The organism is Paraburkholderia sediminicola (assembly GCF_046026675.1).
GTDB lineage: Bacteria > Pseudomonadota > Gammaproteobacteria > Burkholderiales > Burkholderiaceae > Paraburkholderia > Paraburkholderia sediminicola_F.
The window spans coordinates 1,203,600-1,230,178 of sequence record NZ_JAQQEY010000001.1 but is presented as its reverse complement, the minus strand read 5'-3'; the positions used below and the strand labels follow the sequence as shown (position 1 = coordinate 1,230,178).

The following is a 26,579-nucleotide window of genomic DNA, read 5'->3' as shown; positions in this document are numbered from 1 at the left end:
CAGGCTTATTTTTAATGTGGAAACGTCCCAATCCATCCGGCATAGCCAGCCAAATAATATGGCGGCATAGAAAAGACTAGAATATAAGGTTCTGTGCCTCCCAATTTCCGGATTTATGCGCTCGCGAATCGCCAAACGTCTCCCCCCCGATGCCGACAAGCTTGTCGGTCTCTCGCTCGCGCTTTTCGCGTCGGGCAGCCGCACCGAAGACCGCTTCTGGGAAGCGAAGCTCGATGCGCTGCTGACCAAGATCGTCCGTAACGCCAACCAGACTACGCTGGACGCCGCACTCGACCATCTGCAGCAGAATCATCCCGATGCTTACGGCGCACTCGCCGACATGGCGGAAACGCACAGCGAGTCGTTCATCGTCGACCATGAAGGCGCTCCTTATGAAGCGCTGCTGATCGCCGCGCCCGTGCTGGCGTGGACTCGCTACATGATTCCTTCCGGCCCGCTCAAAGTGGACGCAGCCGACGCGCTGCGCGCGCACCTGCAAGCGCACGTGCTCGCAGCCAATACGCGTGTGGCCATGGTGCCGTTCCTGTACAGCATCGACCAGCTGCCGCGTCACCACGTCGAAACCTGGCGCATTGCCCAGCAACTCGCTCAAGCAGCCATGGCGGGTGGCAACGTCAAACTCAATTTTGGCGAACTGCCGGAAACCTCACCCATCCTGGCCGACCCGCGCTTTCTGCTGGCTGTGGTCGCGGCGCCGGTGGGCGAACCGGCGTTTCGCTGGCAGGAAGAAGAAAACGGCAGCCGGATCGAGCGTGGTCAATGCCTCGAACAATGGGCGACGCAAGGCGGCGCCAATCTGTCGCTGGTGCTGCCCGGATGTGAGTTCGAGTGTCTGCTGCCGGATGCCTATTATTCGGCCTGCCGCGACGCCGACGAACGGGTGCGCCCTCACACCGTCCGTACCGCCGTGCGCTATCTGTTCGACACAATCGCTGCGGCGCCACAGGAATTGCGCGCGGTTGTCGCAGGCTTCGGCGAGCGCCGTATCGACGAATACCGCGTCGGCTTCACGCGCCGGGGCAGCAATGATGTGATCTACGGCGTCGTATGGCCACTTTACGGCCGCGAGAACGGCGAACCCGGCATCGATGAAGAACCGCAAGAGACTGCTGCGTCGGACGACCCGCTCGAAGAAATCGTCGCATTGCTCAAGGAAACCGGCGTGACAGACGTGCGCCGCCACTCGGGCCGCTTCGAGCCGGAATATTGCGATGACTGCGGCGTGCCGCTTTATGCGGACCCGCTCGGCGAAATCGTCCACGCGGAAATGCCGGAGGACGCGGAGCCCGCGCAACCGCATTTCCACTGACCCGCCGGCGACGGCGTCATTGCGCCGCCGTCGACTTCAGGAAGCCCCGCCGCGCGCGGGGCTTTTTTTATGTCATTCCTCCTATGCCTTTTGGACAGGGGGTCAAACCGAAGGGAATTTGTCATCATAGTGCCAGTGGTGCATCGCCATGCGTCCGGCACCTTCGCCGGCACGCGCGCATCGCGCTACCTCGCCCGATTCATCTGGAGACACGGCATGCGATTCTCAATACTCAACTCAGACGCGGAACGACGCGATGGACTCAAAGCACTGCTGCGGCAAATCGACCGGCTAGCGCGCTTCAACGAAGCACAGGATTGGCGTCAGGTTGAGCGTACGCTCAAGCGTCTGCAGCCCGACCTGCTCGTGATCGACTGGCAGGACTGGATGTCAGTTGACGACACCCGTCATCTGCTCAGCCACTACCCGAACCTGCGCATTGCAGTGTTGACCGACAAGGTCTCTCCAACTGCCGTACGGGACCTCATGGACGAAGGTGTGCTCGGCGTGATTCCGCGCGAAACCGACCCGTGCCTGATCGTGCGCGCTTTCGAGATGGTCCTGCTTGGCGGTCACTATGTGCCGCCCGGTGCGTTGGCGCTCAATCCTCCGCTACCGCCGGATGCCACCATCCGGCCGTTCGATGAAAAGAGTCCACCACCGCGCCGGGCCAAACTTTCCAACGGCCTGTCGCCCCGCCAGGAGCAGATCATGCGCTGCGTCCACATGGGCAGCACCAACAAAATGATCGCGCGCACGCTCGGCATCAGCGAAGGCACGGTCAAGATCCATCTGACCAGCATATTTCAGCAACTCGGAGCGCCTAACCGCGCCGCCGCGGTCGCGTTGTACAACGGCTGGCTGTCGGCTCATTTGCAAGTACTGCGCAACGATGGCGAAGGTCAGGTTCGTCCGGTGATGGGGCAAGCCGGGGTGGTGCCATTGCGGCGCCGCGCACTGCGGCGCTTCCAGTATCCGTTGCCCGCGAACGACACGGCCGACACGCTGCCAATGGCGGCCGAACCGAGCACGCCATACGGCGATGCGCCCGCCGGGTCAACGGCGGAACAGGTCACGCAAGATTCGGCATAACGTCAGCCGGCGCGCGCGCCAGAATCGAAACGCGCGTTTTCTGGCAGCGTTCGCGCCGGCTGGCATGGAATCCGCTCACACCTTTTCTCGTCCAACGAGTAATATTAGATACATGGGTTTCCTCTACACACCGCTTCCATTCTGGGTCGCTGTCGGTGGCTGGATCGCCACTGCGATAGTGGTCGCGCTCGCGCTGTGGAAAAATCCTTTCAAACGACTTCAAGACGGCACACTCCAGCATGTCTGGCTCGCGATCATCGTTGCGGTGTCCGTGCTGTGGGCAAGCAACGCGTGGCTCGACGACGGTACTGTCATGCATCTGCTCGGCGCCACGCTAGTCGTCACTTTATTCGATTGGGCGCTTGCACTGATCGCCATGGCGATCGTCACCGGTCTCGCCGCTGTCGTCTTCGACGCGCCCTGGCAGGGCATTGCACTGACTTTCCTCGTGTTCGGTGCGTTGCCTGTCGGTATCTCGACCCTGATCCAGCGCGCCAGCATCGCCTGGCTGCCGCGTAACCTCTTCATGTTCATCTTCGGTCAGGGGTTTGTCTCACCCGCCATTGCCGTGTCGCTTACGGCGGCCGCGGCGCTCGGCGTTCACATCACGCTCGCCGACGGTTCGATGACTGTGGTGCCGGTCGGCTACGCGTTCAGCGTGCTTCTGCTCGCCACTGGCGAAGCCTGGTTCACGGGCATGTCGACGGCATTGATCGCGGTCTACCGCCCGGCATGGGTTACCACTTATGATGTGCGTCGATATCGATTGGGCGGCCCACGCACCTGACACGGTCGCGGCATCGAGCACGTATCAACGGCAATCTGCCATCCCGGCACATAAAGCGCCTGAGTCCACGCACCACGACAGGACAAAATATTTGTGTCAGGATTGAACTCATCCCTCTCGCGAGGCATCTTACGTGCCTCATGTCTTTTAGCGTCTAACGAACTAGATGGATCGCACCAACGTACCGCGCCGATTGCTGCGGTTGGTCGGCCGGTTAGCAACATTTGCAGCGAGTCTCTCGCTCATTTGCTCTGCTCCCGCATACGCCGATCAACTCGAACAGCACAACGATCTCGTCAACAAATTTGTCAATGACATGCATGCTGACCCGCTAGTCGCGGACTGCGCTGCCCATGGCAATTTTGTTGCGAGTACATCGACCGCCTTCGACCATGTCGAATTTCCACCCAGCTCCTTCGACAGCGCGCATGCGGCGGTCACACCCTGGAACGATTCGTTCGACGAGGGCAAGCAGCGCGTCAAGGTGGACAACATCGTTACCGTCGAGGGCCTCGGTATCCGCCAGAGCGGTGGCGGAGATCCAGCCGATCTCAAATTCCGTTGCGGCTATGTGGGCGCTCAGATGCTGGCGTTCAGCTGGAACGATCCGGTACCGCCGGCCCGTGCGCACAGCGCCGGGTCAACGGGGTCGCGAGCATCCTCGGGCAAGCATAAGAGTGTGAAGGGCAAGCACTCCGCCAGTGGTAAAACTACGAAGAAAGCGACCGGCAAGTCCTCGAAGGCAAGCTCGGGGAAATCTTCGCGAGCAACTTCCAGCAAGTCTTCGGGTAAGTCTTCGAGCAAATCGACCGCGAAGAAGTCCCCGGCGAAAAAGACTCAATAGCGGACAAGAGCGAAGGCCGCGTCAGCGGCCCGCACCACAGGCCAAGCTCGCACCCAACAAAAAAGGGGCTCACACTTCCAGAGTGTGTGCCCCGTTTCTTTATGCAGCGTCCGGTTAGGCGAACGTTTCCACGTGTCGCAAAATAGCCTGCAGCATGGCGGCGCCCAGCGACGCGCTACGTTCGCCGTTCCAACCCACCCGCTCGTCCGGCAGATTGGCGTTGTCCTTGAACGGCATCTCCAGCGTCAACGACAGACAGCCGAATTCGTTGCCGATGTACTTCGAAGCCAGCTTAAGCGCGTCCTCACGATACTTGCTCGCGGCGTAGCCGTACTTGTCCTGGAAATCCGGGCTCGCATGCTTCAACGCTTCGATGAACGCTTTCTGCTCCTCTCCCTGCCGCTCGGTGAAACCCGGCAGCATTTCGGAGCCGGCCACGAACACGTACGGCAGCGCCTCATCGCCGTGGATATCGAAAAAGAGGTCACAACCGGTCGCGTGAATCGCATCACGCACCACGAGCACCTCGGGACTGCGCGCGGCGTCCGGCTCCATCCATTCGCGGTTCAGGTTCGCGCCCGTCGCGTTGGTGCGCAGATTGCCGTGCACGCTGCCATCCGGATTCATGTTCGGCACGATGTAGAACACCGCGTGATCGTAAAGCTTGCGCGCCACCGGATCGCCCGCCCAATCACCCCAGCCCGCGAGACGCTTGACGAGACCTTCGATGAACCATTCGGCCATCGTCTCGCCAGGATGCTGACGCGCGATCAGCCAGATCTTCTTCTTGGGCGTGTCGCCGGTTTGCGGCGTGCCAAGCGTCAGCAGCGACATCGGCCGGTCTTCGACGGTCTTGCCCAACTCCGTAAGCGTGGCCTGCGGCATCTGCTGGATCGCACCAAGAAACTCCGAGTGACGTTCCTCGCTATACGGCTCAAAATACGCGTAGTAGATACGGTCGAAATCCGGCGTGTGGTCGATCGTCAACACGCGGCCGTCGTAGGAAGTCGGCACGCGGAACCAGTTCACGCGGTCATAGCTTGCTACTGCCTGGTAGTCGCGCCAGCCTTCGGCAAAAGCGCACGCCGCAGCATTTTCGAAGGTCATTACGCAGCGCTCGCCGGCCGCCCCGGACAACCGGAAATAAAACCACTGCGCGAACTCGGCGTGACTGTCGGGCCGCACGCGCAAACGGATATTGCCAGCGTCTTCGCTGGCCAGCACTTCGATCGCACCCGCGTCGAAGTTGCTCGTAATCGATAATGTCATGATGTTCTTCCCTGCTTGTGTGCGCGGTAATCGCTCAGTCAGCGATGCGGCGGCGGAATACGTAGGTGGAATCGTTTGAGGCTTCGGCGTCGAACGCATAGCCTTCGGTGTTGAAGGCCTTCAGTTGTTCGGGCTTGTCGAGACGGTTTTCGACCGCGTAGCGCGCCATCAGACCGCGCGCGCGCTTTGCATGGAAACTGATGATCTTGTAGCGGCCGCCCTTCCAATCCTCGAACACAGGCGTGATGATCGGTGCTTCGAGCACCTTGGGCTTGACCGACTTGAAATACTCACCCGACGCGCAGTTGACCAGCACCCGCGAGGCGGTAGCGCGCTTCTTCAATTGCGCATTCAAAGCCTGCGTGATCCGTTCACCCCAGAACGCGTACAGATCCTTGCCGCGCGTATTGGCAAAGCGCGTCCCCATTTCGAGGCGATACGGTTGCAGCAGATCGAGTGGGCGCAGCAATCCGTACAGGCCGGAAAGCACGCGCACGTGGTTCTGCGCGTAATCCAGATCGGCCGACGACAACGTTCTGGCATTGAAGCCTTCGTACACATCGCCGTTGAACGCGAGCACGGCCTGCTTGGCGTTGTGCGTGCCGAAACTGGGCGACCAATCCGCGTAACGCTGGAAATTGAGGTGCGCAAGTTGGTCGGAAATGCTCATCAACGAACCGATCTGCTGCGGCGACAAAAGGCGCAATCCGCCGATCAATTCGGCCGCATCGTCGACGAAATCGGGGATCGTGTGCTTTTTGACGTGCGGAGGGGTTTCGTAGTCGAGCGATTTCGCCGGCGACAGAACGATTATCATAGAGGCTTGCAGGCACGCCGTGCCTGGCGGTGAAAGACGAAAGCCAGATTGTAACGAATGCCCGGTTCCCATGCCTCACACGGCGCTTTGCGCGTCGTCCTCGATTCCAATGTGTGGATCGATATTCTCGTGTTCGACGATCCGCACACGCGGCCGATCCGCGCCGCGCTCGAAAGTGGCGCGCTCGCCGCACTGATCGACGCGCGCTGCCTCGCCGAACTCACCTATGTGCTCGACTACCCGCAATTCTTGCATCGCAATGTGGACAAGGCGGCGGCGCTTGCCGTCGTTGCACGCCTGGCACAGTTGGTCGAATCCGCTGCACCCGCGGAAGATGCCAGGCCGTTGCCGAAATGCAAAGACCGCGACGACCAGAAATTCCTCGAACTCGCGCACGCCGCACAGGCTGACTGGCTGGTGTCGAAAGACCGCGCGGTGTTGAAACTGGCCAAACGGATTGCGCGTGACTTCGGTTTCCAGATTGCGCAGCCGGCGCCGTTCGTCAGCGCCTGCGTGAGCGTGGCAGACGAGCCCGCATCGGTATGACCCCTGGCCGGATGGCCAACGTCGGGCCGACTGCGCGCACGCAGGGCCGCGATTCCCTACAATCAGGCTTCGTCCTTTTCGAACGACGTCTTTCACCAACTCACTCGACCACGCTCCGGACAGCGCCATGAATGCACCGCACGACACGCCCATGAGTCCCTCGTTTCCGTCCCGCCTGCCGGACGTCGGCACGACGATTTTCACCGTGATGAGCGCGCTCGCCGCCGAAAAAGGCGCGGTGAACCTCGGCCAGGGCTTTCCTGACTTCGGTTGCGATCCCCGCATTGTCGACGCGGTCGCAAATGCCATGCGCGACGGCCACAATCAATACCCGCCGATGGCGGGCGCCGCGCCGCTGCGTCAGGCGATTTCGGACAAGATCGCCAACCTGTACGGCCGCCGCTACGACGCTACCAGCGAAATCACCGTGACGGCAGGCGCCACGCAGGCGCTGCTGACGGCGATTCTCTGCACCGTGCATCCGGGCGACGAAGTGATCGTGGTCGAGCCGACCTATGACAGTTACCTGCCGTCGATCGAGCTGGCCGGCGGCAAGCCGGTATTCGTCACGCTCGACGCGCCCGACTACGCGATCCCGTTCGACAAGCTCGCCGCCGCGATCACGCCGAAAACGCGGCTCCTGCTGATCAACACCCCGCACAACCCAACCGGTACGGTCTGGCGCGCGGAAGACATGCGCAAGCTCGAAGAAATCGTGCGTGGCACCAACGTGCTGATTCTGTCGGACGAAGTGTATGAACACATGGTGTACGACGGCGCGCCGCACGAAAGCGTCGTGCGTTATCCGGAACTGGCGCAGCGCAGTTTCGTGGTGTCGAGCTTCGGCAAGACCTACCACGTCACCGGCTGGAAGATCGGTTACGTGGCCGCGCCCGCCGCGCTCACAGCTGAATTCCGCAAAGTGCACCAGTTCAACGTGTTTACGGTCAACACGCCGATGCAGGTCGGCCTCGCGGAATATATGAAGGATCCAGCACCGTATCTGGATCTCCCTGCGTTTTATCAGAAGAAACGCGACTTCTTCCGTGCCGGCCTCGCGAATTCACGCTTCAAGCTGCTGCCTTGCACGGGCACCTACTTTCAGTGCGTCGACTATTCGGCGATCAGCGATTTGCCCGAAGCCGAATTTGCGCAATGGCTGACCGGCGAGATCGGTGTCGCGGCGATTCCGGTGTCGGCGTTCTATCACGAGGCACACGAATCGGGCGTGGTGCGCTTCTGCTTTGCCAAGCAGGAAACCACCCTCGCCACCGCGCTCGACCGGCTGGCGCGGCTCTAGGACGCCCCGCGCGATGCTGCGAACGAACCTACGTTCCTCGCCATCGCGCGCAGCGGCCCACGCGTGCGTTGCACGCCCGATTTCATCTCACCCTCAACGCGGCCGCGCGTCAGGCCGGACGCGAAGCCGCGATATACGCCTTGCGATCGTCGGTCACGCGCTGCGCGGCCGGCCGGGCGTTGATTGCCTTCACATAGCTTTTCCAGTCCACGCCGGCGTCGAGCAGAAAATCGCGGCCGTAGATAGTCTGCGTCGCCATGCCCACCAGCGGCAAGCTCACAAAACCCGCTGCGTCGGCGACACTGAAGCGCTCGCCGCGCAGATACGGCCCGAACTTCGCGATCCGCTTGAAGCCGGCAATGTGATGCGCGAGCAGCTTCTCGATGCGCCCCTTGGTCGCGTCAGTCACGGTGCCACCGAAGAATGCTTCCTTGTAGAGATTGCGCGCGGTCAGTTCGAGATGCACATCCACGAACATGATCAGTTCGCGCTCTTTGGCCGCTTCCCATGGGTCCGCGGAGAAAATTGCCTTGTCGGGAAAACGCGCAGCCAGATACTCGACGATGCCTTGCGATTCGCACAGATCGCCTTGTTCGGTCTGGATATAGGGCACTTTGCCGAGCGGAGAATGCTCGAGCATGGTTTCTTCCTGGCTCGGCAGCACGAACACTTCCTCGAACGGAATACCGTGTTCGAGAAGCACGAACTTCACCTTGTTGTAATAGTTAGAGAGCGCGAAACCGCACAGCTTGATCATCGGGTGTCTCCTTTCCTCGGGTTGTTTGAGACCGCCCGTCAAAATCGACGCGGCGGCCTTCGATCAATCATCCAGTAAATTGCACGATCGTGCTATTCTAAAATAACCATGGAGTCGAGCATCACAATGACCTCTCGCAATTTCAGCATTGAGACTATCGGCATTGTCGGAACCGGAGCAATGGGTCGTGGCATCGCCCAGATTGCCGCGCTGGCGGGCCTCACCGTGCGTCTGTACGACACGAACCCTGCCGCGATTGGCGCCGCGCGCGACTACCTTGCCGAGACTTTCGCCAAATTGACCGCTAAAGGCAAGCTCGACCAAGCCCGCTCGCTCGCCGCATTGGCGAACGTGAGCGGCGCGCAGGTCGTCGGCAATCTGGCCGATTGCGATCTGGTCGTCGAGGCGATCGTCGAAAAGCTCGATGTGAAGCAAGCGCTCTTTCGCGAACTCGAAACGGTGGTGAGCGGCCGTTGCGTGCTGGCGTCGAACACGTCATCGTTGTCGATTACCGCGATTGCGGCGGGCTGCACGAATCCGTCACGCGTAGCCGGTTATCACTTCTTCAATCCGGTTCCGTTGATGAAGGTCGTCGAAGTGATCGACGGCCTGCGCAGCGATCCCGCCGTCGGCGACGCGCTGATGGAACTCGCACGCCGCATGGGCCACACGCCGGTGCGTGCGAAAGACATGCCCGGGTTCATCGTCAATCATGCCGGTCGCGGCATGAATACCGAGGGCCTGCGCGTAGCGGGCGAAGGCGTGGCGAGTTTTGCCGACATCGACCGCATCATGCGTGAACAGGCAGGCTTTCGCCTCGGGCCGTTTGAACTGCTCGACCTGACCGCGCTCGACGTATCGCATCCAGTGATGGAATCGATCTATCACCAGTTCTATGAAGAACCGCGTTTCACGCCCTCGCCAATCACGGGCACGCGGCTCGCGGGCGGACTGATCGGCCGCAAGACGGGCGAAGGTTTCTATCGCTATGAAGACGGCAAGCAGCAAGTGCCCGCCGAAGCGCCCGCGCCGACCGAACTGCCGCACAGCGTGTGGGTCAGCAAGCGCTATCCGGAGGCGCATGAAGCCGTCGTGCAGCTCATTACCAAGGCAGGCGTAAAGCTCGACGAAGGCGCCACGCCCGCAGCGGACTCACTGATCGTCGTGACACCGTTCGGTCACGACGCGACTACCGCCGCCGTCGACGAAGCACTCGATGCAACCCGCGTTGTCGCTATCGACGCCCTCTTCCCGCTGGCCACCGCGCAGCGCCGCACACTGATGACAACACCCGCCACCAGCCGGCCCGCACGCGAAACCGCGCACGCACTGTTTGCCGCGGATGGCGTTCCCGTCACCATGATTCGTGACTCGACCGGCTTCGTCGCGCAACGCGTGGTGACGACCATCGTCAACATTGGCTGCGATATCGCACAAAAACAGATCGCAACGCCGGACGATATCGACCTCGCCGTGACGCTCGGTCTCGGCTACCCGCGCGGGCCGCTCGCACTCGGCGATGCGCTCGGTGCGAAAACGATCCTCACCATCTTGCGCAATATTTTCAGCGTGCTCGGCGATCCACGCTATCGTCCGTCGCCCTGGCTTGCACGGCGCGCGCAACTTGGCCTGTCGCTGACGCAACGCGACGCTGCCGACACTCAAACGGAGACCCAACAATGAGCGCCGAACTGCTGACCTCCCGCCCGACCGAAAGCGAATCGACGCTGGTCCTCACGCTGTCGAACCCCGGCGCACGCAATGCGCTGCATCCGGACATGTATGCCGCGGGCATCGAGGCGCTCGAATCGGTGGAGCGCGATCCGTCGATCCGCGCCGTCGTGATTACCGGCGCGGACAATTTCTTTTGTGCCGGCGGCAATCTGAACCGCTTGCTGGAAAACCGTGCGAAAGATCCGTCGGTGCAGGCGGAGAGCATCGATCTACTCGGCGAATGGATTTCTGCGCTGCGACTTTCGTCGAAGCCGGTGATCGCTGCCGTTGACGGCGCCGCCGCCGGCGCGGGGTTTTCGCTCGCGCTCGCGTGCGATCTGATCGTCGCAGCGGAAGACGCCAAATTCGTGATGTCGTATGCCCGCGTTGGTCTCACGCCTGACGGCGGCGGCTCGTGGTTTCTCGCGCAAGCCTTGCCGCGGCAATTGGCGACCGAAGTGCTGATCGAAGGCAAGCCGATCGGCGCCTCGCGTCTCTATGATCTCGGTGTCGTCAACAAACTGGCGAAGACCGGCGCCGTGCGCGACACCGCTGTCGCCTGGGCCGACGAGCTCGGCAAGATTTCGCCAAATTCGGTCGCGCGTATCAAGGGGCTCATCGGTGCGGCCGGCGCACAGCCGCTCGCTGAACATCTGGTCGCTGAACGCGACAGCTTCGTCACCTCATTGCACCATCGCGACGGTCTCGAAGGAATTTCCGCGTTCCTCGAAAAACGCGCCCCGGTCTACAAGTAAACATAAGCGAACGAAGGGACGATGCCTGAATATCAACTCCCCAAGCGCCGCCGCATCTTCCTGATGCGTCACGGCGACGTAACCTACTTCGACGACAGCGGCCGCGCGATCGATCCGGAAACGGTGCCGTTGAATGCGAATGGCCGCGAACAGGCCAGCGCGGCAGGCCGCGTATTCGCCGAGCAGCAGGTCCGGTTCGATCGGGTGATCGTGAGCGGTTTGCCGCGCACGGTCGAAACCGCGCAGCGCGTATTGGCCGAGACCGGTCAGCAGATAGCGCTCGATATCGAGCCCGCATGGCAGGAAATTCGCGGCGGCAAGCTCAGCAACATTCCGCCGCATGATATCGAAGCGGCATTTCTCGGCGTGTTCGACGGCATCGTGCCGGAAAACACACGCTTTCTCGACGGCGAAACCATCGGCGCGTTGTTCGACCGCGTGTTGCCCGCGGTGGAGGCGTTGCGCGAGGACCTCTCGTGGGACACCGTGCTGCTAGTGCTGCACGGCGGCGTGAATCGCGCGATTCTGTCGCACGCGCTCACCGCCGGCGGCCGCACTTTCTTCGGCCATCTGGCGCAGGCCACCGGCTGCATCAACGCGCTCGACGTCGGCGCCAAGCCGCGCGACTGGGTGCTGCGCGAGATCAACTATTCACCGCCGTCGCCGCTCCATCGCGACGTTCGCAACACCACGATGGAAATGCTCTACGCACAATTCATTCAATACAAGCGTAGCTGAACCCGAACTGGAGGAGACACATGGTGCAAGCCACACAGACCGGCGAACCAGAACAGAAACCGGATTACTCGGCCTTCGAAGGCACGCGTCCGGTCAACGAGCGGCAACGCTTCGACAGCGACGCGCTCGCCGCGTGGCTGACCCAGCATGTCGATGGATTTTCCGGACCGCTCACGTTGGAGCAATTCGCCGGCGGCCAGTCGAACCCCACCTTCAAACTCGTTACGCCGTCGCGCTCGTACGTGATGCGCGCGAAGCCCGGGCCGGCCGCGAAGTTACTGCCCTCGGCGCACGCGGTCGAACGCGAATACCGCGTGATGCGTGCGCTCGCCGACACCGACGTGCCGGTCGCGAACATGCTCGCCTTGTGCGAAGACGAAAGTGTGATCGGCCGGGCGTTCTACGTGATGGAGTTCGTCGAGGGCCGCGTGCTGTGGGACCAGTCTCTGCCCGGCATGACGCCTGCGGAGCGCGCGGCGATTTACGACGAAATGAATCGCGTGATCGCCGCGCTGCATAGCGTCGACGTCACGGCAATCGGTCTTGCCGACTACGGCAAACCGGGCAACTACTTCGCACGCCAGATCGGCCGCTGGAGCAAGCAATACGTCGCGTCCGAAACCGAACCGATCGACGCGATGCAGCGTCTGATCGAATGGCTGCCGCAGCATATGCCGGCGGAAACGAGTGAGCGCGCCTCGGTCGTGCATGGCGACTACCGGCTCGACAACCTGATCTTCCATCCCACCGAGCCGCGCGTACTGGCCGTACTCGACTGGGAACTATCGACGCTCGGTGACCCGCTCGCCGACTTCGCGTATCACTGCATGGCATGGCACGTCGACCCGGCGCAATTCCGCGGCATCGCGGGTCTAGACTGGACGGCCCTCGGCATTCCCGACGAAGCGCAGTACGTCGAGCGCTATTGCAAGCGCACCGGCCTCGAGATCCACGGCGACTGGAATTTCTATCTCGCATACAACATGTTTCGCATCGCAGCGATCCTGCAAGGGATCATGAAGCGTGTGGTCGACGGCACGGCGGCCAGCGCTCAGGCGCTCGATGCCGGCGGTCGTGCGAAGCCAATGGCCGAACTCGCCTGGCGCTACGCACAGAAGGTACGTTAATCAAATCGGCGCACCAAGTTGCGTTCCTGAACAAACGTCATTCGTCATCCGCGAGGTCATACATGAATTTCGATTACACCCCGAAGGTGCAGGCGCTGCGCGAGAAACTGCTCGCCTTCTTCGACGAGCACATCTATCCGAACGAGCAGGCGTTCTATGCCGAGATCGCCCGCAATCGTCAGAACGGCAACGCTTGGCTGCCGACCGAACTGATCGAACAACTGAAACAGAAAGCGCGCGACGCGGGTTTATGGAACCTGTTCCTGCCTGAATCGGTACGCGGCGCCGGTCTGACGAATCTTGAATACGCACCGCTCTGCGAGATCATGGGTCGTGTGCCCTGGGCGCCGGAAGTGTTCAACTGCAATGCGCCAGACACTGGCAACATGGAAACGATCGAGCGCTATGGCAGCGAAGACAACAAGCGCGAATGGCTCGAACCGCTGCTGCAAGGGCACATCCGCTCGGCGTTTCTGATGACCGAGCCTGAGGTGGCGTCGTCGGACGCGACCAATATCCAGACGAGCATCGTGCGCGATGGCGACACCTACGTGATCAACGGCCACAAGTGGTGGTCGTCCGGGGCGGGGGACCCGCGCTGCAAGGTCTACATTGTGATGGGCAAGACCGATGCTGAGGCGCCACGTCATGCGCAGCAGTCGATGATCCTGGTTCCCGCCGACGCGACCGGCATCACCGTGCACCGCCCGCTCACCGTATTTGGCTACGACGACGCGCCGCACGGCCACATGGAAATCACGCTCGAAAACGTGCGTGTGCCGGCTACCAACATGCTGCTCGGCGAAGGGCGCGGCTTCGAAATCGCACAAGGGCGCCTCGGACCGGGACGCATCCACCACTGCATGCGCTTGATCGGTCTCGCCGAGCGCGCGCTCGAACTCATGGCCAAACGCTCCATGCAGCGCGTCGCTTTCGGCAAGCCGGTTTCCGCACAGGGTGTCACGCAGGAACGCATGGCCGAAGCGCGGTGCATGATCGAACAGGCGCGTCTGCTGACGCTGAAGACCGCGTACATGATGGACACGGTCGGCAACAAGGGTGCGCGTGGCGAGATCGCCATGATCAAGGTGGTCGCGCCAAATATGGCATGCCAGGTAATCGACTGGGCGATCCAGGCGCACGGCGGCGGCGGCGTCAGCGACGACTTCCCGTTGGCGTATGCGTACGCCAACGCCCGAACGTTGCGCTTCGCCGATGGCCCCGACGAAGTGCACCGCAACGCGATCGCAAAGCTCGAACTGGCGCGTTATATGGATGCGGGTGCTGCGGCCCGAGTGGAAACGCCGATTACGCGGGTTTGACGTCGGGGTCGGGGCGGTAGCCGACGGCGCCCGGGTCCGCGGCCAGCAGCATTGGCCGATCTATGCTCTAATTTTCGTCAACAGCGGCGCCCTTTGTGGCGCCGCTTTCACGAAACGAAGGAGCCAGGATGATCGACGTCTATAGCTGGGCAACCCCGAACGGCCACAAGGTTCACATCATGCTCGAGGAAACGGGCCTCGCGTACACGGCGCACGGCGTCGATATCGGCGCGGGCGACCAGTTCAAACCCGAGTTCCTCGCGATTAGCCCGAACAACAAGATTCCGGCGATCGTCGATTCCGAAGGTCCTAAAGACGCCGACGGCAAGCCGTTCGCGCTGTTCGAATCAGGCGCGATTCTGATTTACCTCGCGGAGAAAGCCGGCAAGTTCCTGCCGACTGATCCGGCCGCACGCTATGCCACCCTGCAGTGGCTGATGTTCCAGATGGGCGGCCTCGGCCCGATGCTCGGGCAAACGCATCATTTCCGTATCTACGCACCGGAGCCAATCGAATACGCAATCAATCGCTACACGAACGAAACGCGGCGTCTCTATGGCGTGATGGATGCGCAGCTCGGCAAGACACGATATCTGGCCGGCAACGACTACACGATCGCTGACATCGCCGCATTTCCGTGGACGCGCTCGTGGCAAAACCAGGGCATCGAGCTGGATACGCTCCCGAATGTGAAGCGGTGGCACGAAGAAATTGCAGCGCGTCCGGCGGTGGTACGTGGTGTTGACGTGCTGGCGTCGGCCCGCAAGCCGCTCATGGACGACAAGGCTAAGGAAATGCTGTTCGGCGCGACGCAGTACGCGAAGCGGTAGGCATGCCTTCGTCCCTTGGCATCGGCGCTCTCGTTCGCCCTGACAACGACCGCGGCATTGCCATCTGTTGAGGCGTCAACATAAAAAAGCGCGAGATGGCATCACTGCCACTCGCGCTTTTTTTGCCAACCAGTCGGCTATGAACGGTCAGAAATAATGCCGTGTGATGAACTCCGCGACGCAGACCGGCCGCTCACTGCCCTGCCTCTCCAGCGTCACATTCCACTCAACCTGCACACCGGCGTTGTCAACGTCGGTGACGGATTCCACCGCAAACCGGGCGCGCAACTGTGAGCCGACCAGCACCGGCGACGTGAACCGCACACGATTCAATCCGTAGTTGACGCCCATACGCTGCTTAAGCGCCACCGTCTTGCCGAGCAGCGCCGGAATCAACGATAGCGTCATGAACCCATGCGCGACCGGACCACCAAACGGTGACTCACGCCGCGCCCGCTCGGGGTCGACGTGAATCCACTGATGATCGCCGGTAGCCTCAGCGAAACGATCGACGCTAGCCTGATCGACCGTCAGCCAGTCGCTAACGAGCGGCTCAGCGTCAATCAGCGCACGCAACGCCGCTGCGTCGCCAAACGTTACGGCGGCTACCGCGCTGCTGCCCGTCATGACGTGGCACCTGGATTGCGCAGTCCGAACAAGCCCTTCGAACGCACCGTAATCACGGTTTCGCCGTGCTGGTTGATGCCTTCCCACTGCGTCGAAACGATGCCGCGATCCGGCTTGCTCTCCGAAACACGTTTGTCGAGCACCGCGTTCATCATCGTGATCGTGTCACCGACACGCACCGGCTTCAGCCAGCGAATCTCGTCGATACCGGGCGAGCCCATCGACGTGGAACCCGCGATCGCGTTGCGCACCAGCATGCCCATCATGACCGAACAGGTATGCCAACCGCTTGCGACCAGTCCGCGAAACGGCGACGCTGCGGCTGCAGCCTCGTCCAGGTGAAACGGCTGCGGATCGAACTTCTCCGCGAACTCGACGATCTCTTCACGCGTGAAAGTATGCTTGCCGATTTCCGTAGTCGTGCCGACTACCATGTCCTCGTAACTCAGACCCATCGCACACCTCTTTCTTATCCGATTCGACCGGCTGATCAGGCTTCGGTCGAGACAAAACCGGGCAGCGCGGCGAAACGCGCGAGATGGTGATCGACATCGCCCAATGTGGTTTCGATGATAGCAAGACGTTTGAACAGATGCGCCGCGGCGACCTCGTTCGTGACGCCCATGCCGCCGTGCAACTGCACCGCCTGCTGACCGACGAAACGGGCGGCCTGGCCGACCCGCGCCTTCGCTGCGGAGACGGCACGGCGACGTTCGTCGGCGTCTGCGCTGCTGTAACGCACGGCCGCCAGATAAGTGATCGAACGTGCCTGCTCGGTGTGAATCAACATCTCGACCATACGATGCTGTAGCGCCTGGAAACGCGCGATCGGCTGGCCGAACTGCTGGCGCGTCCTGGTGTACTCGCCCGTTGCGTGGTTCAGTGCGTCGAGCGCGCCAACCGCTTCCGCGCACAGCAATACCGTGCCGTAGTCTGCAATGTGCTCAAGCGCCGCGGCACCCGAGTGTTTGCCGGTGAGCTGGCGTGCAGGCGTGCCATCGAACTCGAGTGTCGCGGCGCGCTGGCCGTCGATTGTGCGATAGTCAGTGACCTTGACGCCGGCCGCATCGCGGGCGGCCACAAAAAGCGCGATCTCGCCATTCAGCCGAGCCGGCACAATCCAGCAGTCCGCTTGCGCGCCGTGCAATACAACCGATTTCGTTCCGGTCAACGTCTGCCGATTACCCTGACCGTTCGCAACCGTGTCGACCTCGAACAGATCGTAGCGAGCGTGCGGCTCGTGAAATGCCACTGCCAGCTTAATCTCGCCCTGGGCCGCACGTTCGAGCAGCGACGCGTCTTCGCCCTGCCCGGTGCCCGCCAGCCGCAGCGCCTCGATACCCACAGCAGTCGCCCAGTACGGCTCGACCACCAGAGCACGGCCGAGCTCCTGCATGACCACCAGCATGTCGATCGGGCTGCCGTTGAAGCCACCTTGCGCTTCCGGCACCGGCAAGGCAGTCAGGCCCAGTTCGGTAAAAGCTGTCCAGTGCGCGTCCGACACACCGGCTTCCGATTGCACGATCGCCTGGCGCGATTCGAACCCGTAGCTCTTGTCAAGGTAGCGGCGCAGCGCGTCAGCGAATTGCTGTTGTTCGTCGTTGAAAGTGAAGTCCATGCGCCGCTCCTCAGAGTCCGAGAATCATCTGCGCGATGATGTTCTTTTGAATTTCGTTCGAGCCGCCGTAAATTGACGTCTTGCGGAAGTTGAAGTAGTACGCGGCCAGCGGCGCGGCGTCATCGTCACCGGCGAGGCTATGCTCGCGTTCGCCTTCGAGGAACGGCACGTCGAATGGCGCGGCGAGCGGTCCGACCGCTTCGAACATCAGTTCGGTCAGCGCCTGTTGCACTTCTGTGCCCTTGATCTTGAGCATCGAAGCTTCCGGACCCGGCCCACGCCCGCCCGTTTCATTGGCGACCACGCGCTGTACGGTGACTTCGAGCGCCATCAGTTCGATCTCGAGGCTCGCGACTTTCGCGGCGAACACAGGATCTTGCAGCAACGGCTTGCCGTTCTTCTTCTGATCCAGTGCGAGGCGCTTCAGGAATACGAGTTCGCGCTTCGATTGCCCGACGCGCGCAATGCCCGTGCGTTCGTGCCCGAGCAGGTACTTCGCATAGGTCCAGCCACGATTCTCTTCGCCGACCAGATTCTCGACCGGCACCTTCACGTCTTCGAAAAAGACTTCGTTGACTTCGTGGTCTTCGTCCAGCGTGATGATCGGGCGCACGGTAATACCGGGCGTTTTCATGTCGATCAGCAAGAACGAGATGCCCTCCTGCTTTTTCGCGCCGCTATCGGTGCGCACGAGGCAGAACATCATGTCGGCGTACTGGCCGAGCGTAGTCCAGGTTTTCTGACCGTTGACCACGTAGTGATCGCCAACGCGCTCGGCGCGCGTACGCAGCGAGGCCAGGTCGGAACCGGATCCCGGTTCGGAATAGCCCTGACACCACCAGTCCGTGCCGTCGAGAATGCGCGGCAGATGGTGGCGTTTCTGTGCCTCATTGCCGTACTTCATCAGCACGGGCGCCACCATCGAGACGCCGAACGGCAGCACGGACGGCGCGCCAATACGCGCGCACTCTTCGTCCCAGATATGCCGTTGGGTCGCGTCCCAGCCCGGGCCGCCGTATTCTTTCGGCCATGCGATGACCGACCAGCCGCGCTTGCCGAGCAGCTTGTGCCAACCCGCGAAGTCTTCGCGGTTCAGACGCTTGTGGTTTAGTACCTTGTCGCTCAGCTCGCGAGGCAGATTCGCTTCGAGCCAGGCGCGGATATCGGCGCGGAACGCGTCGTCAGCGGGGGAATAGTCCAGATTCATGCGTCGTGTCTCCTGGCCGCGACCGCCCGCTGCCAGTGAGCCACTGCGCTATTGCAGCGGTTCCTTCAAGGCAGCCGGGACCGGCAGCGGCATCACTTCGATGCCTTCTTCGACCAAAGCTTTCGCGTCTTCCGGTGTCGTAACACCGCGAATATTGCGTGCAGGCGCTTCGTTGTAGTGGATGCGCCGTGCTTCCTCGGCGAAGCGGTCGCCCACGTTCTCAGTCTTTTCCAGTACCTCGCGCAAGGCACGCATGACGCGCGCCTGCATTTCTCCCGTATCCGCAGGGACTTTCGCTTCGGTCGCCCCCGACAGATTCAGTCGCGGCGCCGACGGCAGACGGCTCACTTCATTCGCTCCGCAGATCGGACATTCGACGAGCTTGCGGGACTGCTGCGACTCGAAGTCATCAGCCGAAGCAAACCAACCTTCGAACCGATGGCCATGCGGACACTGTAAATCGAGGACCTTCATGTGGAATCAGGGCTTGCGTGCCAGTTTAGCGCAAAATGGAAATTTGTGAACGGTCGTTCGTAAATTTTTACGAGCGGCGCGTTGACGCCAGGCGTCGCTGACAAATCGAACGCGGTGCGCGATTTTAACGCTTTGCGCAGTGGGCTGCCGAAGGTAGCTCAATCGGTGAACGGCACACCGAACCTGTCAACAGAAAGGCACGCTGGCCGTGTGGAGCTCATGGGTTCGCGCAGCTGGCCGCGGCGCACCTTTTAAGCCACCAGAAATTCGAGTCGGCGGTTAAGCTGCGGTTCGAGTTCGCGCGCCTCTTTGGCAAGGTTGATCTGTTTGGCCGATTTCGCGACATCGAATACGTCCGCCTTGATGTCATACCCGCCACGCGTGGTCAGCCAGCCAAGGATGTCCGACAGATGCCACACCGACGCACTACCTTCGTGAACCGGCGGCGGAAAGTCGATTGCATGGCTCAGCATCAGCTTACGCATGTTTTGCCGTGACACGCCCGCGACCTCAGCGACATCCGTCAGGCCGACGAAATCCGGCCCCGCCTCGACAAGGCGCGCAGACGGCACTGCGCGTTTGATATCTTTGAGTGCACTGACGAGCGCTTCCAACGCCGACGCGCCTTCGCGAACAAAAACCAGCGCCATGCGCCCCGGTTGCCCCACGCCGATCGTAGCGTCGTCGCATCCGGCTTCGCCCAGCCGCTCGACGATCTCGTCAAGATCGCAGTCTTCAGCCGCAAGCCGGTACTTCAAGGTGAACACATATTCCATAAACTACCCCTGCCTTCATTCAACTGCGGGCTTATGCCCTTCGAACACTTTTACTGCCGGCGGGTCGTACAGTTGTCGACAATGCGCCTGAGGTGCTTTGCGTGATTGCCGGGATTCTTCGGCGTACTCCACACACTCGAGATGCAGAACTCGCCGCAACGGCATTCCGCGTCGTTGTAAGGACAGTAAATCTTTCCCCATGCGTGACCTTTGCTGCCGCCTTGCACACGCCAGCCGTTTCTTTCCGCGTAAGCCAGCGCGGCCTCGACCTCTTTCTTTGAATGGACTCCACGAACCATCTATACCCTCCAATTTAGTCCGTGCACGCATGGTTGTCAAGTGACAACCATGCGTGCGCGGCCGTGACCGAATACATCCCCACGCTTCGTTATCCAAAAGAAGTGCGATAACAAAACCCGCTGCCAGACGCCGATACTAGAGTGACAATGGCCACGGGGCGAGACTGTCAGATGGCATAGGACTGGAACCCGTTTTTCAGACACGGGTTACGCATTGAGTCAATATCGCGCGCACAATTACAAAGCCCCTGCCGGTCGTGGACCAACAGGGGCTTTTTTTGCGGATTTTCTAACCGGCGTGTGAGTCGCGCCCGTTCAGCGTTCTTGCGTTCTGAACCGTGCGCGCTATTGCGGCTCGGCCATTGCCCAGGTACCCGCCAAAACCTTCTCCAGCCAGAACGTGCCAATGATGGTTTTCACGTCCGTCACCTTGCCCGTCCGTACCCACTCCAACATATCGGTAACGCTGGCTGTGAACAGTTCGAGGAATTCGCCGTCGTCGAGTTTGCGTTCGCCGGCAGTCAGCCCACGCGCAAGGTAAATATCGATGAACTCAGTCGAGTAGGAAATGATCGGATGAATGCGCGTCAGATAAACATACTCGCGCGCCGTATAGCCGGTCTCTTCCTGCAACTCGCGTTTCGCGCAGGCCAGCGCGCCTTCGTTCGGATCAAGCTTGCCCGCCGGATACTCGACCATGACCTTGCCCATCGGATAGCGGTACTGGCTTTCCAGCAACACGCGGCCGTCGTCGAATAGCGGAATCACCATCACGGCGCCCGGATGCTGAACGTACTCGCGAGTGGCCTGTTTACCGTCGGGCAAGCGGACCTTATCGCACTTGAGCGTCAGGAATGGCCCTTGATGGATCGTTTTGCTCTCGAGACAGGTCTCGGTGAGCGCGGCGTCGTGATCGGGAAGTTCAGCCATGTGCGACCTCAGGACAGCGTGGTGCGCGACGGCGAGACGCCGTCAACGACGTTTGACGAGATACTGGAAGGTAAAGCCGGGGAATGCGAATACGACGAACAGCGCGAACGTAATCGCGTAGAACTGCCACCCCTGCTCGAAGCGGTTACCCGCGCGCGCTTCCAGCAGGAAACCGAGCGCGCCGACCACAAAGTACAGCACGATCAACTCGGCAATCCGGATCCAGGCGCTCTTCTTCACCGCTTTCAACGGCACGGCGGCGAAGAGGCGCTGATTCAGGAACGGCAGGTTGGCGCCGACCAGCGCCAACAACACGATAAACCAACCCGCAGCCGACATCAGAGCAGCAGCGTGTGCTGGATAGCCTGCAGGCAGGCCTTCAACAGCGGATCCGGCACGATGCCGAGAACCAGCACGGCAACACCATTGAGCGCCAGCAAAGCGCGCGTGCTCGTGTCGGCGAGGATCGGCGATTTGTCTTGCGGTTCGTCAAAGTACATCAACTTGACGATACGCAGGTAGTAGAAGGCACCGAACAGCGAGGTGATCACGGCCAACACGGTCAGCCAGGTCAACCCGGCATTCATGGTCGCCTGCAGCACCGCGAGCTTGGCGTAGAAGCCGACCGCGGGCGGGATGCCGGCGAGCGAGAACATCATCACCATCATGACGAACGCGAACACCGGGCTGCGTTGATTCAGGCCCTTGAAGTCTTCGAGCGTATCCGCTTCGAAATCGCGGCGTGCCAGCAGCATGATGATGCCGAAGGTGCCCATCGTCGTAATCAGGTAGACGATGCTGTAGTACATCGCCGAGCCGTACGCGTTGGCAGCGCCCGTGGTCTTGTGGTCGACCACACCGGCCAGCAGTCCCAGCAGCACGAAGCCCATGTTCGAGATCGCCGAATACGCGAGCATCCGCTTGACGTTGCGTTGCACGATACCGGTGATGTTGCCGACGATCAGCGACAGCGCCGCCAGGATCACCAGCATTTCCTGCCATTCAACCGCCAGCGGCAGCAGACCCATCACGAGAAAGCGCAGGCCCCACGCGAATGCCGCCACCTTCGGACCGCCGCCGACCATCAGCGTCATGGCCGTCGGAGCGCCCTGATACACATCAGGCACCCACATGTGGAACGGCACCGCGCCCATCTTGAATGCCACACCTGCCACGATGAAGATCACGCCGAACAGCAGCACGCTCGGATCGTAGTGGCTCGTGCCGATCGCCTTGAACACTTCGTTCAGGTCGAGCGAACCGGTTGCACCGTACAACATGGAAATGCCGTACAGCAGGAAGCCGGAAGCCAGCGCGCCGAGCACGTAGTACTTCATGGCGGCTTCGTTCGACGGCGCCGCGTCACGACGCAGTGCGATCGCAGCGTACAGCGACAGCGACATCAGTTCCAGACCGAGATACAGCGTCAGGAAGTTGTTGCCGGAGATCATCACGAGCTGACCGAGCAACGAGAACATGCCCAACAGGAAGAATTCGCCGCGGAACAGCCCGCGATCCTCGAGGTACCGGCGCGAATAAACGATCGACACTGCGTAGCCGAGCGTCACCACCGCCTTCATCACGCTGGCGAACGAATCCACCACATACATGTGACCGAAGAAGTAGTGAATCTGCGGGTCGAACGCGTTCACCGCGAACCAGATGCCGGCAATCAGCGTCGAGAAGAACGCGATGAAATACGTGGTACGGCGACCGGCCTGGCCGACGAACGTGTCGTTGAGCCACGCGACCACAACGGCGAGCATCACCAGTGCGTCGGGCAACAGGGCAGTCATAGGGGCGTTTTGCATGATCTTTAAATTCCTCCGCTCTGCATTACTGTGGCAACGGCAGTTTGGACTGCGCGACGTGGGAGAGGAGGTTTTCCACGGATACGTGCATCACATCGGTAAAGGGCTTCGGATACAGGCCCATGAACAGCGTCAGTGCAGCGAGCACTGCCAGCATGAAAAATTCGCGACGGTTGATGTCAACGAGACCCTTCACGTGATCGTTGGCGATCGCGCCGAAGTACACCCGTTTGTACATCCACAGCGTATAGGCCGCGCCGAGAATCAGCGTGACAGCCGCACCGCCTGCAATCCAGAAGTTGTACTGGACAGCAGCCAGAATCACCATGAACTCGCCGACGAAACCGGAGGTACCCGGCAAGCCGCAATTGGCCATGGAGAACAGCATCACGAACGCCGCGAACTTCGGCATCACGTTGACGACGCCGCCGTAATCGGCAATCTGACGCGAGTGCATACGGTCGTACAGCACGCCAATGCTCAGGAACATCGCGCCCGACACGAAGCCGTGCGAGATCATCTGCACGATCGCGCCTTCCACGCCGAGCTGATTGAAGATGAAGAAACCAAGCGTCACGAAACCCATGTGCGCGATCGACGAATACGCGACCAGCTTCTTCATGTCGGTCTGCACCATCGCGACCAGACCGATGTAGATCACTGCGATCAGCGACAACGTAATAACGACTGGAGCAAGGAAGTGGCTTGCGTCCGGTGCGATCGGCAGCGAGAAGCGCACGAAACCGTAGGCGCCCAGCTTCAGCATGATCGCGGCCAGCACGACCGAACCGCCGGTCGGCGCTTCCACGTGGGCGTCAGGCAACCACGTGTGAACCGGCCACATCGGCACCTTCACCGCGAAGGCCATGAAGAACGCTATAAATATCAATATCTGCGGGGTCATGCCGATCTGCGCGTTCTGCCACGTAGCCAGATCGAACGTGCCGGTCTGGATGTACAGGTACAGCAACGCAACCAGCATCAACAGCGAGCCCATCAGCGTGTACAGGAAGAACTTGAACGCCGCATACACGCGGTTCGCCCCACCCCACACGCCGATGATGATGTACATCGGGATCAGCGTCGCCTCGAAGAACACGTAGAACAGCATGCCGTCCGCTGAGCTGAACACGCCGACCATGATGCCGGAGAGGATCAGGAACGCAGCGAGGTACTGCGCCACATTCTTCGTGATGACTTCCCACGCGGCGATCACGACGATCACCGTAATCAATGCGGTCAACACGACAAACCACATCGAGATGCCGTCGACACCCAAGTGGTACGTGATATTGAAGCGCTCGATCCAGTTCGCCTTTTCGACGAACTGCAGATCGGCGGTACTCGAATCAAAACCCGTAATCAGCGGGATCGTCACGATGAAGCTGACGACCGAGCCGATCAGCGCAATCCAGCGCGCCGGAGCCGGGTTCCGGTCGGAACCAATAGCCAAGACCAACAGACCTACGAGGATCGGTAACCAGATCGCGATACTGAGAATCGGATAAGCGTGCATTAGTGTCCCTCGCCTTATTTGCCGCCGAGCGTTACAAACAGGGTCAGGAGCCCCAACATGCCGATAATCATGGCAAACGCGTAGTGGTAGATGTAGCCGGATTGGAGGAAGCGGATCACGCCGGCAAACCAGCCGATAAAGCGTGCGCTGCCGTTGACGATACCGTCGATAACCACGACGTCGCCTTCCTTCCAGAGACCACGGCCAATCGCCACGGCGCCCCGCGCAAACACGACGTCATTGATCTTGTCCATGTAGTACTTGTTGTCGAGCAGTGTGTAGATCGGACCGAACGCACGCTTGATGACAGCCGGCAGATCAGGACGAACCAGGTACAGGAACCACGCGACCACGACACCCGCGAGTGCCAGCCACACCGGCAGACCCGAAGCCGAGTGCAGACCCATCGACGCCCAACCCTGGAATTCTTCCGCCATCTCATGCAGCGCCGGATGGTTTTCGCCGATGAAGATGACCTTGTCGAACGCCACGCCGTGCTGGAAGAAGTCGCCGAACAGCATCGGACCGACACCGATCGCACCGATCACCACCGACGGAATCGCCAGCAGCACCAGCGGCAACCACACCACCCACGGCGTTTCATGCGGCTCGTGCGCATGGTCGTCGTGACCATGGCCATGGCCGTGTGCGTCATGGCCGTGACCGTCATGCGCATGCGCTGCTGCTTCGATGCCCATCGGCGATTCCGGATGCTTTGGATCGCGGAAGCGCTCCTTGCCATGGAACACCAGGAAGTACATACGGAACGAATACAGCGCAGTAACGAACACGCTCGCCACCACCGCGAAATACGCGAAACCCGAACCCGGCAGATGCGACAGCTTCACTGCGTCGATGATCGAGTCTTTCGAGTAGAAGCCGGAGAAGAACGGCGTGCCGATCAGCGCGAGCGAACCAACCAGCGACGTGATCCACGTGATCGGCATGTACTTGCGCAGGCCGCCCATGTTGCGGATGTCCTGATCGTGGTGCATGCCGATAATCACGGAACCCGCGCCGAGGAACAGCAGCGCCTTGAAGAACGCGTGCGTCATCAGGTGGAACACGGCGACCGAGTAAGCCGATGCGCCGAGGGCGACCGTCATGTAACCGAGCTGCGACAGCGTCGAGTAAGCCACCACGCGCTTGATGTCGTTCTGGACGATCCCGAGGAAGCCCATGAACAGCGCCGTGATCGCTCCGATCACCATCACGAACGACAGCGCCGTATCCGACAGTTCGAACAGCGGCGACATGCGCGTGACCATGAAGATACCGGCCGTCACCATGGTTGCCGCGTGAATCAGTGCGGAGATCGGCGTCGGGCCTTCCATCGAATCCGGCAGCCAGACGTGCAGCGGGAACTGCGCCGACTTACCCATCGCGCCGATGAAGAGGCAAATACAGGCGACCGTCAGCAGACCCCAGTCCGTACCCGGGAAGCTCAATGCTGCAAGTTCGGTGCGCTTCGCGAAGACGTCGCCGTAGTTCATCGAGCCGGCGAATGCGAACAGCAGGCCGATACCGAGCAGGAACCCGAAGTCGCCGATGCGGTTCACGATGAACGCCTTCATGTTCGCGTAGATCGCCGTCGGACGGGTGAAGTAGAAGCCGATCAGCAGGTACGACACCAGACCCACCGCTTCCCAGCCGAAGAACAGCTGCAGGAAGTTGTTGCTCATCACGAGCATCAACATCGAGAACGTGAACAGCGAGATGTACGAGAAGAAACGCTGGTAGCCGTCGTCGTCGGCCATGTAGCCGATCGTGTAGATGTGCACCATGAGCGACACGAAGGTCACCACACACATCATCATTGCCGTCAGCGAGTCGACCAGGAAGCCGATCTCGAACTTCGTCTGGCCGATCTGCATCCAGTCATAGACCGTCGCGTTGAAACTCGCGCCGTCCATTACCTGGAAGAATACGATGGCCGAGAGGATGAAGGAGATCGCGACGCCGAGGATCGTGACCGAATGCGCGCCGGCTCGCCCTACCGCTTTCCCAAACAGCCCCGCAATCAGGGAGCCGGCCAGCGGTGCCAGCGGGATCGCCAGCAGCAGGTTTTCATTGAGTGTCGTTGACATAACCGCT

At 61.0% G+C, this 26,579-nt stretch carries 27 protein-coding genes; 12 read left to right on the top strand and 15 right to left on the bottom strand.

The features are described from left to right. Positions 1 to 115: 115 nt before the first annotated feature. From PQQ86_RS05390 to PQQ86_RS05375, 4 genes are all read left to right on the top strand, one after another. Positions 116 to 1,330 carry a DUF2863 family protein gene (locus PQQ86_RS05390; RefSeq protein ID WP_408265241.1) on the top strand — a complete coding sequence of 405 codons (1,215 nt, stop codon included), beginning with the start codon at positions 116 to 118 and terminating at the stop codon, positions 1,328 to 1,330. Positions 1,331 to 1,546: 216 nt separating this feature from the next. After that, the gene (locus PQQ86_RS05385) at positions 1,547 to 2,422 is read left to right on the top strand and encodes a response regulator transcription factor (protein ID WP_408265240.1); all 876 of its coding nucleotides are present in this window, start codon (positions 1,547 to 1,549) and stop codon (positions 2,420 to 2,422) included. A gap of 112 nt (positions 2,423 to 2,534) precedes the next feature. Beyond that, complete coding sequence (locus PQQ86_RS05380) at positions 2,535 to 3,209, top strand: energy-coupling factor ABC transporter permease (protein WP_093639753.1); 675 nt, start codon at positions 2,535 to 2,537, stop codon at positions 3,207 to 3,209. Positions 3,210 to 3,375: 166 nt separating this feature from the next. Then, a complete protein-coding gene (locus tag PQQ86_RS05375) occupies positions 3,376 to 4,053 on the top strand; it encodes a BspC domain-containing protein (protein ID WP_408265238.1) in 678 nt (225 codons plus the stop codon). Between the two features lie 114 nt (positions 4,054 to 4,167). Here PQQ86_RS05375 and PQQ86_RS05370 read toward each other — a convergent pair whose 3' ends face one another. After that, positions 4,168 to 5,322, bottom strand: coding sequence for a M14 family metallopeptidase (locus PQQ86_RS05370; RefSeq protein ID WP_408265237.1), 1,155 nt, complete (start codon positions 5,320 to 5,322; stop codon positions 4,168 to 4,170). 34 nt (positions 5,323 to 5,356) lie between these two features. After that, positions 5,357 to 6,139 (bottom strand): peroxide stress protein YaaA, encoded by a 783-nt coding sequence (gene yaaA / locus PQQ86_RS05365; RefSeq protein ID WP_408265236.1) that lies wholly within the window; start codon positions 6,137 to 6,139, stop codon positions 5,357 to 5,359. A 57-nt stretch (positions 6,140 to 6,196) separates the two neighbouring features. On the opposite strand from yaaA, the gene PQQ86_RS05360 reads away from it, so the two are divergent. Further along, on the top strand, positions 6,197 to 6,685 hold the full coding sequence (locus PQQ86_RS05360; protein WP_408265235.1) for a putative toxin-antitoxin system toxin component, PIN family: 489 nt from the start codon (positions 6,197 to 6,199) through the stop codon (positions 6,683 to 6,685). Positions 6,686 to 6,812: 127 nt separating this feature from the next. Then, positions 6,813 to 7,985: a pyridoxal phosphate-dependent aminotransferase gene (locus PQQ86_RS05355; protein WP_408265234.1), complete on the top strand. Its 1,173-nt coding sequence runs from the start codon at positions 6,813 to 6,815 to the stop codon at positions 7,983 to 7,985. A 109-nt stretch (positions 7,986 to 8,094) separates the two neighbouring features. Here the strand turns inward: PQQ86_RS05355 and PQQ86_RS05350 are convergent, their stop codons facing one another. Then, on the bottom strand, positions 8,095 to 8,742 hold the full coding sequence (locus tag PQQ86_RS05350) for a glutathione S-transferase family protein (RefSeq protein ID WP_408265233.1): 648 nt from the start codon (positions 8,740 to 8,742) through the stop codon (positions 8,095 to 8,097). A gap of 126 nt (positions 8,743 to 8,868) precedes the next feature. Between PQQ86_RS05350 and PQQ86_RS05345 the strand changes: the two genes are divergently transcribed. The 6 genes from PQQ86_RS05345 to PQQ86_RS05320 all read left to right on the top strand — a co-directional run bounded on the left by PQQ86_RS05345 (position 8,869) and on the right by PQQ86_RS05320 (position 15,227). Continuing rightward, positions 8,869 to 10,425, top strand: a complete 1,557-nt coding sequence (locus tag PQQ86_RS05345; protein ID WP_408265232.1) for a 3-hydroxyacyl-CoA dehydrogenase — start codon at positions 8,869 to 8,871, stop codon at positions 10,423 to 10,425. Continuing rightward, positions 10,422 to 11,210, top strand: coding sequence for an oxepin-CoA hydrolase, alternative type (locus PQQ86_RS05340; protein ID WP_408265231.1), 789 nt, complete (start codon positions 10,422 to 10,424; stop codon positions 11,208 to 11,210). Before PQQ86_RS05345 ends, PQQ86_RS05340 begins: the two co-directional genes overlap by 4 nt. A gap of 21 nt (positions 11,211 to 11,231) precedes the next feature. Continuing rightward, a complete protein-coding gene (locus PQQ86_RS05335; RefSeq protein WP_408265230.1) occupies positions 11,232 to 11,948 on the top strand; it encodes a histidine phosphatase family protein in 717 nt (238 codons plus the stop codon). A gap of 20 nt (positions 11,949 to 11,968) precedes the next feature. Continuing rightward, positions 11,969 to 13,075 carry a phosphotransferase gene (locus PQQ86_RS05330; RefSeq protein WP_408265229.1) on the top strand — a complete coding sequence of 369 codons (1,107 nt, stop codon included), beginning with the start codon at positions 11,969 to 11,971 and terminating at the stop codon, positions 13,073 to 13,075. A 62-nt stretch (positions 13,076 to 13,137) separates the two neighbouring features. Next, complete coding sequence (locus PQQ86_RS05325; protein ID WP_408265228.1) at positions 13,138 to 14,397, top strand: acyl-CoA dehydrogenase family protein; 1,260 nt, start codon at positions 13,138 to 13,140, stop codon at positions 14,395 to 14,397. A 128-nt stretch (positions 14,398 to 14,525) separates the two neighbouring features. Beyond that, a complete protein-coding gene (locus PQQ86_RS05320) occupies positions 14,526 to 15,227 on the top strand; it encodes a glutathione binding-like protein (RefSeq protein WP_408265226.1) in 702 nt (233 codons plus the stop codon). Between the two features lie 147 nt (positions 15,228 to 15,374). Here PQQ86_RS05320 and PQQ86_RS05315 read toward each other — a convergent pair whose 3' ends face one another. The 12 genes from PQQ86_RS05315 to nuoL form a co-directional block, all read right to left on the bottom strand. Next, positions 15,375 to 15,854 carry a MaoC family dehydratase gene (locus tag PQQ86_RS05315; protein WP_408265225.1) on the bottom strand — a complete coding sequence of 160 codons (480 nt, stop codon included), beginning with the start codon at positions 15,852 to 15,854 and terminating at the stop codon, positions 15,375 to 15,377. Continuing rightward, the gene (locus PQQ86_RS05310) at positions 15,851 to 16,309 is read right to left on the bottom strand and encodes a MaoC family dehydratase (protein ID WP_408265224.1); all 459 of its coding nucleotides are present in this window, start codon (positions 16,307 to 16,309) and stop codon (positions 15,851 to 15,853) included. The genes PQQ86_RS05315 and PQQ86_RS05310 overlap by 4 nt, the downstream gene beginning before the upstream one ends. 35 nt (positions 16,310 to 16,344) lie before the next feature. Further along, positions 16,345 to 17,472 carry an acyl-CoA dehydrogenase family protein gene (locus tag PQQ86_RS05305; protein WP_408265223.1) on the bottom strand — a complete coding sequence of 376 codons (1,128 nt, stop codon included), beginning with the start codon at positions 17,470 to 17,472 and terminating at the stop codon, positions 16,345 to 16,347. 10 nt (positions 17,473 to 17,482) lie between these two features. Next, on the bottom strand, positions 17,483 to 18,679 hold the full coding sequence (locus tag PQQ86_RS05300; RefSeq protein WP_408265222.1) for an acyl-CoA dehydrogenase family protein: 1,197 nt from the start codon (positions 18,677 to 18,679) through the stop codon (positions 17,483 to 17,485). A gap of 48 nt (positions 18,680 to 18,727) precedes the next feature. Continuing rightward, complete coding sequence (locus PQQ86_RS05295) at positions 18,728 to 19,153, bottom strand: DUF1178 family protein (RefSeq protein ID WP_093639658.1); 426 nt, start codon at positions 19,151 to 19,153, stop codon at positions 18,728 to 18,730. Between the two features lie 251 nt (positions 19,154 to 19,404). Beyond that, complete coding sequence (locus PQQ86_RS05290) at positions 19,405 to 19,929, bottom strand: helix-turn-helix transcriptional regulator (RefSeq protein ID WP_408265221.1); 525 nt, start codon at positions 19,927 to 19,929, stop codon at positions 19,405 to 19,407. A 50-nt stretch (positions 19,930 to 19,979) separates the two neighbouring features. After that, a complete protein-coding gene (locus PQQ86_RS05285; protein ID WP_408265220.1) occupies positions 19,980 to 20,228 on the bottom strand; it encodes a hypothetical protein in 249 nt (82 codons plus the stop codon). Positions 20,229 to 20,573: 345 nt separating this feature from the next. Next, positions 20,574 to 21,158, bottom strand: coding sequence for an NUDIX domain-containing protein (locus PQQ86_RS05280; RefSeq protein WP_408265219.1), 585 nt, complete (start codon positions 21,156 to 21,158; stop codon positions 20,574 to 20,576). A 42-nt stretch (positions 21,159 to 21,200) separates the two neighbouring features. Next, complete coding sequence (locus PQQ86_RS05275) at positions 21,201 to 21,497, bottom strand: DUF2818 family protein (RefSeq protein WP_054034952.1); 297 nt, start codon at positions 21,495 to 21,497, stop codon at positions 21,201 to 21,203. Beyond that, complete coding sequence (gene nuoN, locus PQQ86_RS05270) at positions 21,497 to 22,969, bottom strand: NADH-quinone oxidoreductase subunit NuoN (RefSeq protein ID WP_408265218.1); 1,473 nt, start codon at positions 22,967 to 22,969, stop codon at positions 21,497 to 21,499. The genes PQQ86_RS05275 and nuoN overlap by 1 nt, the downstream gene beginning before the upstream one ends. Positions 22,970 to 22,994: 25 nt before the next feature. Further along, on the bottom strand, positions 22,995 to 24,485 hold the full coding sequence (locus tag PQQ86_RS05265) for an NADH-quinone oxidoreductase subunit M (RefSeq protein WP_408265217.1): 1,491 nt from the start codon (positions 24,483 to 24,485) through the stop codon (positions 22,995 to 22,997). Positions 24,486 to 24,499: 14 nt separating this feature from the next. Continuing rightward, entirely contained in the window at positions 24,500 to 26,572 is a 2,073-nt protein-coding gene (gene nuoL, locus PQQ86_RS05260; protein WP_408265216.1) for an NADH-quinone oxidoreductase subunit L, read from the bottom strand. Positions 26,573 to 26,579: the final 7 nt, after the last annotated feature.

Bases quoted from the DNA above. Each gene is read 5' to 3' on its own strand.
- PQQ86_RS05390 (WP_408265241.1), top strand. From the start codon at position 116: ATGCGCTCGCGAATCGCCAAACGTCTCCCCCCCGATGCCGACAAGCTT.
- PQQ86_RS05385 (WP_408265240.1), top strand. From the start codon at position 1,547: ATGCGATTCTCAATACTCAACTCAGACGCGGAACGACGCGATGGACTC.
- PQQ86_RS05380 (WP_093639753.1), top strand. From the start codon at position 2,535: ATGGGTTTCCTCTACACACCGCTTCCATTCTGGGTCGCTGTCGGTGGC.
- PQQ86_RS05375 (WP_408265238.1), top strand. From the start codon at position 3,376: ATGGATCGCACCAACGTACCGCGCCGATTGCTGCGGTTGGTCGGCCGG.
- PQQ86_RS05370 (WP_408265237.1), bottom strand. From the start codon at position 5,322: ATGACATTATCGATTACGAGCAACTTCGACGCGGGTGCGATCGAAGTG.
- yaaA (WP_408265236.1), bottom strand. From the start codon at position 6,139: ATGATAATCGTTCTGTCGCCGGCGAAATCGCTCGACTACGAAACCCCT.
- PQQ86_RS05360 (WP_408265235.1), top strand. From the start codon at position 6,197: ATGCCCGGTTCCCATGCCTCACACGGCGCTTTGCGCGTCGTCCTCGAT.
- PQQ86_RS05355 (WP_408265234.1), top strand. From the start codon at position 6,813: ATGAATGCACCGCACGACACGCCCATGAGTCCCTCGTTTCCGTCCCGC.
- PQQ86_RS05350 (WP_408265233.1), bottom strand. From the start codon at position 8,742: ATGATCAAGCTGTGCGGTTTCGCGCTCTCTAACTATTACAACAAGGTG.
- PQQ86_RS05345 (WP_408265232.1), top strand. From the start codon at position 8,869: ATGACCTCTCGCAATTTCAGCATTGAGACTATCGGCATTGTCGGAACC.
- PQQ86_RS05340 (WP_408265231.1), top strand. From the start codon at position 10,422: ATGAGCGCCGAACTGCTGACCTCCCGCCCGACCGAAAGCGAATCGACG.
- PQQ86_RS05335 (WP_408265230.1), top strand. From the start codon at position 11,232: ATGCCTGAATATCAACTCCCCAAGCGCCGCCGCATCTTCCTGATGCGT.
- PQQ86_RS05330 (WP_408265229.1), top strand. From the start codon at position 11,969: ATGGTGCAAGCCACACAGACCGGCGAACCAGAACAGAAACCGGATTAC.
- PQQ86_RS05325 (WP_408265228.1), top strand. From the start codon at position 13,138: ATGAATTTCGATTACACCCCGAAGGTGCAGGCGCTGCGCGAGAAACTG.
- PQQ86_RS05320 (WP_408265226.1), top strand. From the start codon at position 14,526: ATGATCGACGTCTATAGCTGGGCAACCCCGAACGGCCACAAGGTTCAC.
- PQQ86_RS05315 (WP_408265225.1), bottom strand. From the start codon at position 15,854: ATGACGGGCAGCAGCGCGGTAGCCGCCGTAACGTTTGGCGACGCAGCG.
- PQQ86_RS05310 (WP_408265224.1), bottom strand. From the start codon at position 16,309: ATGGGTCTGAGTTACGAGGACATGGTAGTCGGCACGACTACGGAAATC.
- PQQ86_RS05305 (WP_408265223.1), bottom strand. From the start codon at position 17,472: ATGGACTTCACTTTCAACGACGAACAACAGCAATTCGCTGACGCGCTG.
- PQQ86_RS05300 (WP_408265222.1), bottom strand. From the start codon at position 18,679: ATGAATCTGGACTATTCCCCCGCTGACGACGCGTTCCGCGCCGATATC.
- PQQ86_RS05295 (WP_093639658.1), bottom strand. From the start codon at position 19,153: ATGAAGGTCCTCGATTTACAGTGTCCGCATGGCCATCGGTTCGAAGGT.
- PQQ86_RS05290 (WP_408265221.1), bottom strand. From the start codon at position 19,929: ATGGAATATGTGTTCACCTTGAAGTACCGGCTTGCGGCTGAAGACTGC.
- PQQ86_RS05285 (WP_408265220.1), bottom strand. From the start codon at position 20,228: ATGGTTCGTGGAGTCCATTCAAAGAAAGAGGTCGAGGCCGCGCTGGCT.
- PQQ86_RS05280 (WP_408265219.1), bottom strand. From the start codon at position 21,158: ATGGCTGAACTTCCCGATCACGACGCCGCGCTCACCGAGACCTGTCTC.
- PQQ86_RS05275 (WP_054034952.1), bottom strand. From the start codon at position 21,497: ATGTCGGCTGCGGGTTGGTTTATCGTGTTGTTGGCGCTGGTCGGCGCC.
- nuoN (WP_408265218.1), bottom strand. From the start codon at position 22,969: ATGCAAAACGCCCCTATGACTGCCCTGTTGCCCGACGCACTGGTGATG.
- PQQ86_RS05265 (WP_408265217.1), bottom strand. From the start codon at position 24,485: ATGCACGCTTATCCGATTCTCAGTATCGCGATCTGGTTACCGATCCTC.
- nuoL (WP_408265216.1), bottom strand. From the start codon at position 26,572: ATGTCAACGACACTCAATGAAAACCTGCTGCTGGCGATCCCGCTGGCA.